A 12458-nucleotide genomic window follows, 5' to 3' on the forward strand; every position below is an offset into this window, starting at 1 on the left:
AGTAAGACGGAAACATTAAAATTACCTCTGGATTCTCAAGTCACCTACTCAATTAATTTAGGCGAAAGTCCCAGCCTGCTGGCGGTTGCAGGTGATAGTTCTCTGCTTTATACTGTGACAACTCCCCCTACTGGTGATAAAAAAGTCCGGGCTTTCCGCATCACCGAAGAACCCCCAGCTTTCCCAGAAATTCGCGCTGTCACAGCCACATCGTTGGGAGTAACTATTGGAACTGAGACACCCATAGCAATTACTGCTTCCAATTCCGGACAATGGGCTTATGTGGTATCAAAAGATGATAGTAACAAGGGTAAAGTGAGAGTAATTAATGGTGAAAAAATTGCTACTCTTCCCATCAACGCAGTATCCGAACCAATAGAGGTGATAGGCGCACCAGAGGATATACTTTTAGACACAGATAAATCAACACTATACGTAGCCGGGAAAGGAACTACCCAACCTGGTGGTGGAGTATCTGTGCTTGATGTCAAAGAAGAAGCTTGTCAGGAAATAGTTTGGCGGGCTTTAGAAGGTTGTCCAGAATGTCCAGAAGATTTTTGTGTGCCTTTAGCAGTCGTTCAAGAATATACAAAGAATCAGGTAATTAATGATGCAGATATTGATAACCGAATTCGTCCCCTAGTAACCAGCACAGAAAACCTACGCAAGTTGGTAATGTGTGCGCTGGAAACTAAAGTTAGTCAGGATGGTGTAAGTAAAGAAGATTTAGAGACTCTGCAAAGGCTACAGGCAGAATTTGCGGCGGAGTTAGCTACACTCAGGGGAAGAATTGATACAATTGAGGCGCGACTTGCTGACTTAGAAGATCGTACCGCTAATTTTGAGTCAGATTTAACTCGAATTGTCGCCTTAAGTTGGGAACATAATACAAGCCTGAATCCTCCCATACTTATAAATCGTCTAGGAGACAGACAAGCCGAACCAGGGTTTGTCATTGGATTTGGTAAAGAGATTAACACTCTCACAGAAATCGATATCTCTCAAATTGACGAACGGGTATTTCAAGTTCTCATAGCAAAACCCGAAGCAAATAATCCTTCTTTAGTCTGTCGTTGTGCAATTCAAGGAGAAGTTATACCTGTAACTTTTGAATTAGCTACAGATGAAAGAGGAAATATTATTCCTGGTCAAATTCAAAGGAATAGTGTCAAAGAAAGTGATAGCAAGAAAGCTCCAGGTGTAGCTTTTACTGTGAATGAAAAAATTCTCAGTGAATTTAACGAAATCTGGATTTTATTACGTGGTGATTTTGTTGTAGATGGAGATAAAAAAGCAATTGATGCCGAATTTTTACGTGGAAAACTTCCTACAGGAAATCGACCACAAAGTAGTAAATTTGGAATTCAAGGAGGACTATTTGAAAGTTGGTTTTGGATTAGTGAAACCCGCCCAAAGTTCGCAAAAAATTAATTAGGAGGTGGTTAGCTATTTTCCAAAAAATTTTACAGACAATACATAAAATAATCAAGAGGTTATTAAAATCATGGCTTACTCATCTAGCTCGTCTATGAATAAATCAACCAAAAAGAAAGGCAAGAAAACTACAACTCAACCTCAAACATGCTCTAGTTGTGGTGATATAGAATGCTTTGAACGCCCGCGTTTTTTTGGCGGTCAGCTATTAACTGATAAAGATTTAGAAGCCGCCCAAAGATATGTAATTGAAAAAAACAAACTCCACAATCGATATTTAGTAGGAACAGGAGTAGTTTGTGGTTTAGCAGTGCGTTGCGATCCTTGCTGTGATGGCAGTGTAATTGTAGAATCAGGTTACGCAATTGATTGTTGTGGAAATGATATTGTTCTTTGTCAATCTGAAAAAGTTAACGTTTTCGATTGCTTAGAAAAACAGCGTGAGGAAGAAGAGCCATATTGTGGAACCAAAATTCGTAGTAGTAAATCGCAACAAGTAGACCAAACAAAAGAATATTATTTAGTTCTCTTCTATGATGAAGAACTATCAAACCCTGTTACGGCTTTGATTCGTGATAATGGTTGTGGTAACAGTCGTTGCCAACCTTCACGCATTCGGGAAAGTTTTCGCTTTGAATTAGTAGAAAAAAAAGCCGACATAAAACGTGATAATTTAATACCCGATGATAGTTTTTTAGGTCAAGTAAGAGAGTGCATTACCAAATTTTTGAGAGTTGGTAATACTCTAAACGCAGCCGCAGAATCAGAGAAAGAATTTTCCAATAATCCCAATGCTTTGGATACTGCTTTTTATCAACTGCGTAGTTATGTCTTGGAATTTTATAATAGGGAACCAGAAACAAAGTGTAACCTACCAGATAAAGTTGCAGAAATCGAAAATAAATATAAAACAGCAGATACTCCGCAACAAAAGTATAATGCTGCTGTTTTGATGTTGGTATTACTTTTACAATTACTCATCGATTGCTTCTGTAATGCTATATTAGTACCCTGTGCTGAGTGTGACGAAGAAGAAGGAGTAATATTAGCGTGTTTAACAATACAGGGACATAAAATTGACAAAATCTGTAATATAGTCCGCAGACAATTAATTACTGGCCCTTCTTTACGTTATTGGATGGAACCCCTGTTTAGTGCGGTAGAAAGATTATTAGAATTAGGATGCTGCGATCTTGACCTACTAAAAAGATTAGAAAGAACTTTATCCAGGCCACAAGGATAAAATTTCAACTTCTGAGTAAATCCGCAAATGTGAGAAATTTAGCTTCCATGAGGATTGAGAGATGCAAGACGGTAAAAGATATACAACCTTTAGGGCTGCGAGTACAGCTTTTAATCGCACAGAAACTATCTTAAAAATGGTAACTAACTTTTTGGATTGTTTTCCTCAAGATTTAGCAAATACTTCTTTACAACAATTGACAAATTTTGATACTTTGACTGCAATGGATGTTTATGACAGACCAATTGCTGAAGTCAGCGAATTAATGCGAAAATATAAAATAAAATCTAATCCTAGAGAAGTAGATGAAGCTGAAGCTTGCTCCCTCAGAAATTTCCGTCGAACCTCGTGGAATATTCCATCAGGTAGCAGTGTTGATTTATTAATTTACCAAGGTAATGTTGTTGGAGTTCATCAAAGTCAAGGAGAACAACCACCAATTGGATAATTTTGTAATTGCGGGTAGATTATCAGGTTTTACCTACAGATTACGAGAGCAGTAAAGTAATTGCAAAGTTAGTTAATCATCAACTTTCTCAGAACTCATGCAAAATCTTCGTATTCATCAATTTAATGCTGAATACAACATCTCACGTTCGCTGGATAATCCCTCTTCCCTCCAGCGTCGTTTAGATCGTATTGCTCAAGAGTATTTGACTGCTGCTTTAGAAAATCAACTGCAAAATCTTCATAACAACGATAAAGCAATTATTTGCATCGAACAAATGGAGGTGAATCTCACATTAGATTTATTCAATTTAGATGATAGACAAATAGCTGCAACTTGGAGTAATGCTTTACTCGCAGCTATTAATAAAATCCTTAGCCAGCAGGGAAGTTCTGTTATTATCTTTTCTAACCGAGGAGAATTTATAGCCAGCTTCCTGGAAGAACTACTGCGCGGTAAAGCATGGGATTATTGGTATTATCAAGAATTTGGTTCTTTGCAATCTGTTTCTTTAGGCGAAGCCATATTCAGGGTGCTTATAGAAGATGGGGATACAGGACTCAATGCGCTATTAGAATTAACGCGGCGGAATCGTTTAGACTTGCTGCTAACAATACTCAGCGATGCAGAGGTGGATTTAATTGTAAATCAGTGCCTTTTACCACCTAGCCCCAGAATAATTTTACCGAACACCTTTCCTGTTTGGGTTCAACAGTTGCGTGCTATTTTGGATAGCGGTTTTACGCTCACTTCTCAACCATCACGGAATATCGCCCGCTTGTATCTTAACTTGCTGCGACAATATCCCCAACTCGGCCCCGATGTCAACTTAGCGCGTTTTATCAAGGATTTGCTGCAATTAAGAGATAATCTCAGCAAAATAAGCAATAAGGGTGAATTTATCTCTCATTTACAAACAGAAAACTGGAATATCGCATTTAGCCTTTTGGGTAGAGGTAGCACACAGCAATTTCTCACAAATCTAATGCGGGAATTTACAGGCACAGAAGTTGTAAATTTACTGCGTTCTTTACAGCTAGAAACAACTCAACCTGTTACTCAAAGAATTATCACACCTTTTGGTGGTCTCTTTTTACTAATAGGAGCAATCATCGACCTCAAAATTGACAATTTTCTGCAAAACTGCCCCTATCCTGAACCCCAAGGTATTCCCAATGCTAATTTTCTCATCTGGCTAATCGCACTGCAATGCTTAGGAAAATCAAATTGCCAACAAACAATGGGCGATCGCGGATTAGCTTTATTTGCTGGTTTATCTCAACCTCCGCAGTTAGAAATATTACATAATTATCTAGCCTCTTTGACAACGGAAATGCACGCCGCTTTTACCAATACTTTTGCAGAGCATCTAAGTAAAATCCTCAAGCAACCAAGTCTGTTTATCTACAGACACACCCTAGCCTCAGCATCACCAATGAATTTAGCAAACAGCGATCGCCAATGGGATTCTGCTTTAGTGGCTGTTAGCTCAATTATTCTTAGAGGATTTACAGTAAAATTAGGTGCATTTGCTGACAGCAGTCCTGAATATTTAAGACGTAATTTTTTGGAAAGTCGAGCTGAAATAGAAATATCTCACGCTGAAATTCGGGTGCTTTTTATTACTTGTCCTTTGCAAACGGTGCTACGCATGGCTGGTTTTGACAGCAATACCTGGGAAGTTCCCTGGCTGGAAAATCGGCAGTTAAAGTTGGAATTTAATTGATTTTTTCCCCAAATCGACATGGCTGAATCTCATTCTACCGCCACCCCTGAAGCCACAAAGGCTACTTCAACTGCTCAACCTCCGGTGCAGGATGTTCAGATGGATACTGAGAGCGATCGCAATGGGATGATGAGCGATCGCCTGATAAGGTCAGTTAGTGGAGGTAGTCCAGAAACACCACCGAGTCAGTTTGCTGGGGCGTTGGGAGGTTCGTCGCAGGTTGGGATGTTGCGGGGGTTGCAAAGGAATTATGGGAATAGTTATGTGGGGCAGGTGATTCAGGCAAAGCTAACGGTAGGGCAATCGGGGGATTTGTACGAACAAGAAGCGGATCGGGTTGCGGATACGGTAATGCGGATGTCAGAGCCAACCAATTCAGGCGTTCTAACCCACTCAAATTCTCTTCAGCCGATGCCAATTCAGCGGATGTGTACAGAATGTGCAGAAGAGGAAGAGGAGAAAATTCATACAAAGGAATCGCCTGGGCAAGCACCGACAGTAACCCCAGCCTTAGAAGCTCGTTTAGATGGGACGAGGGGTGGGGGTGAACCCTTGCCGGAGTCGGTGCGGGGAATTATGGAACCACGGTTTGGGGCGGATTTTGGTGGAGTGCGAGTGCATACAGGAAGCGAGGCGGACACACTGAACCGGGAGTTAGGGGCACAAGCGTTTACACGGCAACGGGATATTTATTTTGGGGCAGGAAGGTATAGTCCAGAGACGAGGGATGGGCAACAGTTGTTGGCACATGAGTTGACCCATGTGGTGCAGCAAGGAACACTCAATAGCCAATCAACTATCCAGCGTCAACTGACATCAGAAGCACCAATGTCAAGCTCAGAAGCCCCTATGTCAGTATCAGTATCTACTGGAGAAACTGAGGCTTTACAACCAACTTTTGCTGAGACGCTTCCCACAGGTTCTCGCATCAGTTCCCCTGCTCCTCCTACAGGCGAAACCATTATATTTAGGGGCATTATACTTGCTGACGATGCTGATTATATTCGTTACCAGTTAGAAGAAATCGTTCGTATACGAGGACGTAGTGCCCTTTATTCGTTCCCAAATGAATTTGAGCGTGAAAAAATCGCAAATGTTGAGAATGAGCGTGGTGCTCGGATCGAAGAATTACGGAGAGAGATTGAACGAGCTAGGCAATTTGAATCAGACTTTAACAGCCCTATTGGTGTTCCGGCAGGTGTTCCCTGGTCTTCTAGTGACTATACACAGCGCGAAGAAGAAATTGCCAGTATTGAGAGGAGTACGGAGGAACAACTTCGACTTCCACGTGCTATTGTAAACCAACTTCGCATTCAAGCTCGAGAGATAGATGCAGAAATTGACACGTTATTCATACAATTCTATCGAAGAAGCCAGATCGTCATTAGAACTTTGCTAGATGAGAGTGAGCGACGGGTAGAAGCAGAACGGATTAGATATGGTATTGATCGGGAACTAATTTCGGGGGGTGAGTATGACTATTATTCCTACAGCATGGAAGAAACAGTTTCAAGCCGTGGTCTTGCAGGGGCATCTCAGGATTTAGCTGAGAAGAAGGAACAATTAATAGACCTCATCGACAACCAGCAACGGTTGGTCAGGCATGTTAACAATAGGCTAGAGGGTGACGTTTACGAAATCATTTCTAATCAGTCCGAATACGATAGGTTGAGTAGAGAAATTGAGGTAGCAAGGCGCGAATATGAGATAACTCGGGCAAGTGCAGAGTCACGCTATCCAGTTCTTGCTGCCTTCGCAGAAGAGTCGGGGGTAAGATCTCTACGGAACATTGCTGAGAATCGCGGTTTAGGTAGGGCGGAAACAGTCGGTGCTGTCATTTATGAGCGCCTCGCTAATATTCAACGGGTTCGTGAAGGATTAGAAAGTGGTGAAGTTAATACATGGACACTACCCGAGATAGTTACTCTCACAATGGCTGACATGGGTGTGCGGCCAAACACAATGTATGCACGTGTAATCCAAGATGAAGTTGAACATCGTAGCGAAAGCGGTATTTTAGATTGGATACTTGCGGGTGTTGCGCTTGTGCTTGGGATAGTGGCTGCAATTCCCACTGGTGGGAGTAGCCTCGCTGTCGCTGTTTCTGCTGCTGCTGCCTTGACATCAGCCGGAATTAGTGGCTATATGCTTGCGGAGCATATTCAAGAATATGGACTTGAAAGTGCGCTGGCTGCAACTGATTTTGATAAAGCTCGTTCAATCTCGCAAGATGAACCTTCAGCCTTTTGGTTGGCGCTCGATATTGTTTTCTTTATTGCCGATCTTGGTGCGGCAGCTCAAGCTTTCCGTCGTCTTGCTCCCTTGGCAAGACAAGCTCTTAATGCTGGCGAGGAATCACTCCAAGCAATGCAAACTCTTCGTGGTGTAGCTGATGATATTGATCCTCGGCTTGGAACCCGTATTACGGATCAACTGAGACGTTTACGCAGTGGTGGAGATGAGGCTTTAGAAGTAGCAGGGGCACCGGGGCGACATGAAGCAAGAGCAATTACGGAGGCTTCTGAAGAGTTAGCGCAACAGGTTACTGAGAGTTTGGGTGGAGGAGCTCCAACTAGAATCGGTAACCACACAATTTCAGCAACTCATGGACGGCTTATTCGATGCTCTCCTCGTTGTGCTCAACTGTATGTAGAGTATGCTGCGGAATTAGCTGATGAGCCAGCTCTTAGACAACGTCTTTCCGCGTTAGAAAGAGAATCTGTAATCGCTGACCTAACGGGAAATTCGCAATTAGCAAAGTCAATTGAAGAGGAAGCAGCAGATATCGCTGATGAGCTAGAGAGCATTCGCAACTTGAGAGATGCCCACACCTATGACGCTTGGAATGCAGAGCTTGACAGTGCTATTGGCAGAGTTGATGATGCTTTTGTTGAGTATACAGGGCCAAATAGACGCCCATCCAGATCCCCGCTTCGTCGTGCTCCTGCAACGCCTGAAGCAGAGAGTGCTCGAGAAGCCTTTAATTCTGTCAGAGATGAATATGCTCGGCGACTTAGAGTTCCTAGTGGTGGTCAAGTTCATCATGCAATAGAACTTCAAGTGCTAAGTCGTTATCCAGGCGTTTTTACGCCTAATGAACTAAACGATTTTCCGAATATGAGAGGAATTTTGACAGAAGAAGCAGGTCGTAATGCGCTTCATAACTCCTACATACGCTTAGTGTGGAATCGTCACTACCGAAGACTGGATGCCGAGATTGCTCGTAGAGGTTTGCAGGAAGGAACTCAAGAATATAGACATTTTGTTCGTGAGTACTTAGGGTCTGCTCGTGATGAGATAGATTATCTAGTTGGTCAATACTTTTCAGAAGTGGTACAACCATTACGATCAAGACTAGGGGGTTAAGTGTGATCGCTCCTCTACAATATGAATTAACAAAAAATCGCGTCATTTAACTGCGATCGCACTCAATTATGCCCCCCTACACCACTAACCTCGAACACCTCCGCGATGAACTCCGTCGTCTCAATTTGCTCTTAGAACAAGCAATAAAACAATTTCGTGCATCCCACCAGCAAAATATACCAGCAGAATTTTCGGGACTATACATCTCAGATGCAGAGATTGACAATTTCCTCCAACAAGCAAACCAAACTGAAAATCAAGCATCCACTGAAGCAAAAACTCAACTGATAACATTACACTCACAAATCCAGCAGCGCATCCAACAAACCCTCTCAGCAGGAATATCCTTGCGTCTTCCTTACCTTTGCCAAATTTTCAATTTAAGTCCATTTGAAACAGATATACTACTTCTTGCCCTAGCACCCGAACTCAATTTACGCTACCAAAAGCTCTACGCTTACCTACAAGATGATGTTACCCGCAAACGTCCCTCAGTAGATTTAGCACTACGCTTATTTTGCTTAACTATCGATGAACGCATCCAAGCACGGGAAATATTCGCTCCTCAAGAGCCTTTGCTGGATGTACCATTAATATTACTTCACGAAGACCCGACAGAACGCCCCACACCATTACTTAATCGTTCTCTCAAACTCGATGACCGCATCACAGCATTTCTCTTAGGAAGCGATACTTTAGATTCCCGCCTCTGTCATCCTACCCCAATGGTGCGGCGAGTGCTACCAAAGCGACATCTACACAGCTTAATTTTACCAGAGGTAGTAAAAGCTACACTTCAGCAAATCATTTCCTTGGAAATCAAGCATTCATCATGGCTTTGTATCCTCCACGGTGCAGCAGGTGCGGGGAAAAAATCTTGTGCAGAGGCAGTTGCCCAAGCCAGAAATCAGACATTACTGGTGTTAGATTTACCAAAAATGCTGAAGGCAGAATTGCCCTTCTCAACTTTGATAAATATAGCTTTCCGAGAAGCCAGACTTTACCAAGGTATAGTTTATCTTGATGGCTGGGAGGAATTGCTAACAGAAGAACTGAAGTATAAACATGCTATACAACTGATAGAGCAACAAATTGAGCAATTTCAAGGGCTGGTATTTTTAGCAACTCATGTTCTTTGGCAACCCAATCATGCTCAACACTACCAGTTTATTCAAATAAAATTGCCTTTACCTGATGAGTCTTCCCGCCTACTGTTGTGGCAAACTTCCCTGAATCAAAGTCATACTATTCATCCCCAAGTTAATCTCAGCTACCTTGCCAGTGCCTTTCGCTTTAGTGGCGGACAAATTCAAAGAGCCATTAAGCACGCAGAAAACTATGCTCATTTACAAGAAAGTAAAAATTGTACTGTTACAGACGAAATTTTACTGAAAGGTTGCCGCCTAGAATCTAATCAGCATCTTGTCACCTTCGCCCGAAAAATCACTCCTAAGCGGATTTGGCAGGATTTGGTACTACCTAAAGATACCTTGACACAGTTGCAGGAGTTATGCAAGCAGGTACGCTACCGCAGCAAAGTTTATACGGATTGGGGCTTTGATGGCAAACTGAGTTTGGGTAAAGGGTTAATTGCCTTATTTACAGGAGATTCGGGTACAGGTAAAACCTTGAGTGCCGAAATCTTAGCAAAAGATTTGGAGTTAGAACTTTATCAAGTAGATATTTCTTTGGTAGTGAGTAAATATATCGGTGAGACAGAAAAAAATCTCAGTCGGGTATTTGATGAAGCACAGACAAGTAATGCTATCTTATTTTTTGATGAAGCGGATGCTCTATTTGGCAAGCGTTCCGACGTAAAAGATGCCCATGATCGTTACGCCAATATAGAAGTCAACTATTTGTTACAACGAGTGGAAGAATATCAAGGAATAATTATTTTATCTAGTAACTTGAGCAAAAATATTGATAAAGCCTTTGTGCGACGGCTACATTTTAGTATTGAGTTTCCCTTCCCCGACGAACAGCATCGCTTGCAAATTTGGCGTGGGATTTTTCCCAAGCAAGCACCTATTTCGCAAGAGGTGGATTTTGAATTTTTGGCACGCAAGTTTAAAATTGCTGGCGGGAATATCAAAAATGTCGCACTAGCGGCAGCTTTTCAGGCTGCGACGGATGGAGATGCAATCAAAATGAAGCATTTGATGCTAGCGATGAAGCGGGAATATCAGAAGTTGGGTAAAGTTTGCGAACGGACAGATTTTGTACAGTATTATGAGTTAGTACGTTAAATTTAGTCATTTCATCAAGTCCATTAGGACGACTATTTCACTGCCAGTGCCAGGAATAACCAACTCGTAGCTTTAACCCAGTAGCAAACTTACTACCAGAACGCATTTCCAAAGAACTATTGTATCTGGAGTCCAAGTATGGGTCTTTGATGTCTTACGGACTATCTGTGAAACTATTACAGGAAGTATTACCAATAGAAGGTGAAATAAACACTACAGCGATCGCCCTTCCACATCCCAAAAAGCGATCACACTTCCCTCATCTCCTAAAAAGCGAAAAGCGATCGCCCCCCACATCCCCAAAACAGCGATCACACTTCCAGCATTCCAACAAGCGATCCCCGGATTTCTCACAAAGCTTGAAAAAATCGGGGTCAAAAACTGCCAAAATGCATATTGGACAACAATTCCAGCAGTTTGAAGTATGACCCCAAATAAAAACGATTGTATACCGGAACAGTTTATATTTGAACAGGTAAATTCATGTCCAGTTGTAGTTAATTTCAAGTGTGAGCCTGTAACATCTGATGCAGGGTTAACATTAATTGCGGAACTAGATAGAAAAAGAGGAATAACATCACGGCTGGCAGCATGTTTTAAAGATTACCGAGAGCCAAATAAAATTCTGCATCCAGTTAATAGCTTAATTGCACAAAGAATATATGGCTTAATTATGGGCTATGAAGATATAAATGACCATGAAAATCTACGTCAAGATGCGATATTTGCGCTCTGTGTGGGAAAAGTGATTAATTACTCACCTGAATCAATTGGTTAAAGGAGCGAGTGCTAAAAAGTATCGTAAGCTACAAAATATTTAGCGATGCCTGTGGCGGGCGTAGCCATCGCTATGCAGGGGAAAAACTCTTTGGTTTACTGATAATTCGTTCAAGCTCGCTTAATTAAAAATGCTACAGTTGTAGAAATTACTTCTGCAATATCTGCTGGATCAAGTAAATAAATTTGTGCTAAAACTTCTTTTTTAATCTGTTCAGAAGTCAGGATTTTATGTTGTTTTATACCCTCCACTTGTTCTTTTTCCAAACCTTGGCAGTATGTCGATAGCGAAATTTCGCCATCTAAGTAAAGTTGTAATGATGCACTATCGCCACCAGTTACCTTAGCTAACCGCTGAAAGTTCCTAGAATCAGCTTCCGGAATAGTTTTACCCTTCAACCACCGATAAACAGTTGTGAAATCTACACCGAGCGCTTCAGATAAAGTCGTTTGAGTCCAGCCATCTTGTAATAGATGCTCAATCAACTGAGCTAATCGTTTCTGGCGTTCCTGCATTGTAGAAGACCCGGAATTAAAAGTGGCAAATGATACTGGAGGCTTCATGCTTACGTAATTTAATTTAGTATTTATACCACTGGATACTAATACCAATTTAATATGAAGCTGCATAGAAAAGAGCTTCTAGAATAAAGTTATAAGAAGAGATAGACATAACCTGTTCAAGCGTGAGTTGGTCAAATAATTCTTGGATGCGATCGCGTAAATTTTGTAGAGAAGAAAAGAGTTCATTTTTCAGCGATTTTTTAATGAACTGCCAAAGCCTTTCTATCGGATTAAGTTCTGGAGAATGCGGTGGTTGAAGCAAAGGGATAATATTTTCAGGCCAGCGAATCACGGAACTTACATGAGCGCTCGCTTGATCAATCTGTAAAATTGCATAGTCGTCGCCTAATTGCTGAGATAACCAGTCCAAAAACTGTTGAAAATATTCACCATTGAGTTTGGGATATTCATGCTGAAAATGTTGTCCCGTCAAGGGAGCGATCGCGCCATAAATCCAAAAATTATCTCGTTGCCATTTAACCTCTACAGTGGGCTTAACCCCAGCGGCCGTAATTACTTTCCCTGTTAAGGTTTTGAGTCCAACCCTAGTTTCATCCTGACATAGGTAGTGGACGCACTTTTGTTCTGCCAAAAGCCCTTTGAAACAGTTAAGAATTATACCAAGTTTTTTTTCAACTCTGATACCAACTC

The 12458-nt window shown here is 41.6% G+C and carries 8 protein-coding genes and 3 pseudogenes; 8 read left to right on the forward strand and 3 right to left on the reverse strand.

Annotated features, from left to right (window positions below):
• Window positions 1-705: 705 nt before the first annotated feature.
• From AACW45_RS26730 to AACW45_RS26760, 7 genes and pseudogenes are all read left to right on the forward strand, one after another.
• Window positions 706-867, forward strand: a pseudogene (locus tag AACW45_RS26730) (carbohydrate porin); the annotation flags it as partial.
• 661 nt (window positions 868-1528) lie between these two features.
• Window positions 1529-2677 carry a hypothetical protein gene (locus AACW45_RS26735; RefSeq protein WP_190635993.1) on the forward strand — a complete coding sequence of 383 codons (1149 nt, stop codon included), beginning with the start codon at window positions 1529-1531 and terminating at the stop codon, window positions 2675-2677.
• 61 nt (window positions 2678-2738) lie between these two features.
• Window positions 2739-3125 (forward strand): hypothetical protein, encoded by a 387-nt coding sequence (locus AACW45_RS26740; protein ID WP_190635996.1) that lies wholly within the window; start codon window positions 2739-2741, stop codon window positions 3123-3125.
• 97 nt (window positions 3126-3222) lie between these two features.
• On the forward strand, window positions 3223-4851 hold the full coding sequence (locus tag AACW45_RS26745) for a hypothetical protein (protein WP_190635998.1): 1629 nt from the start codon (window positions 3223-3225) through the stop codon (window positions 4849-4851).
• Between the two features lie 18 nt (window positions 4852-4869).
• Entirely contained in the window at window positions 4870-8217 is a 3348-nt protein-coding gene (locus tag AACW45_RS26750; protein WP_190636000.1) for an eCIS core domain-containing protein, read from the forward strand.
• A 68-nt stretch (window positions 8218-8285) separates the two neighbouring features.
• Complete coding sequence (locus AACW45_RS26755) at window positions 8286-10466, forward strand: AAA family ATPase (RefSeq protein ID WP_190636002.1); 2181 nt, start codon at window positions 8286-8288, stop codon at window positions 10464-10466.
• A gap of 29 nt (window positions 10467-10495) precedes the next feature.
• A pseudogene (locus tag AACW45_RS26760) lies at window positions 10496-10690 on the forward strand (ISKra4 family transposase); the annotation flags it as partial.
• Here the strand turns inward: AACW45_RS26760 and AACW45_RS26765 are convergent.
• Window positions 10680-10844, reverse strand: a complete 165-nt coding sequence (locus AACW45_RS26765) for a hypothetical protein (protein ID WP_190636004.1) — start codon at window positions 10842-10844, stop codon at window positions 10680-10682. The pseudogene AACW45_RS26760 and the gene AACW45_RS26765 sit on opposite strands and share 11 nt — an antisense overlap.
• Before the next feature lie 46 nt (window positions 10845-10890).
• Here AACW45_RS26765 and AACW45_RS26770 point away from each other — a divergent pair.
• Window positions 10891-11238 (forward strand): annotated as a pseudogene (locus AACW45_RS26770) (transposase); the annotation flags it as partial.
• A 116-nt stretch (window positions 11239-11354) separates the two neighbouring features.
• Here AACW45_RS26770 and AACW45_RS26775 read toward each other — a convergent pair.
• Both AACW45_RS26775 and AACW45_RS26780 read right to left on the reverse strand, forming a co-directional pair.
• Window positions 11355-11807: a helix-turn-helix domain-containing protein gene (locus AACW45_RS26775; protein WP_242045772.1), complete on the reverse strand. Its 453-nt coding sequence runs from the start codon at window positions 11805-11807 to the stop codon at window positions 11355-11357.
• A 49-nt stretch (window positions 11808-11856) separates the two neighbouring features.
• Window positions 11857-12458: IS630 family transposase (locus AACW45_RS26780; protein WP_206758484.1), on the reverse strand; the 602-nt coding region annotated here is incomplete at its 5' end.

It is taken from the genome of Calothrix sp. FACHB-168 (assembly GCF_963889195.1).
Taxonomy (GTDB): domain Bacteria; phylum Cyanobacteriota; class Cyanobacteriia; order Cyanobacteriales; family Nostocaceae; genus Aulosira; species Aulosira anomala_A.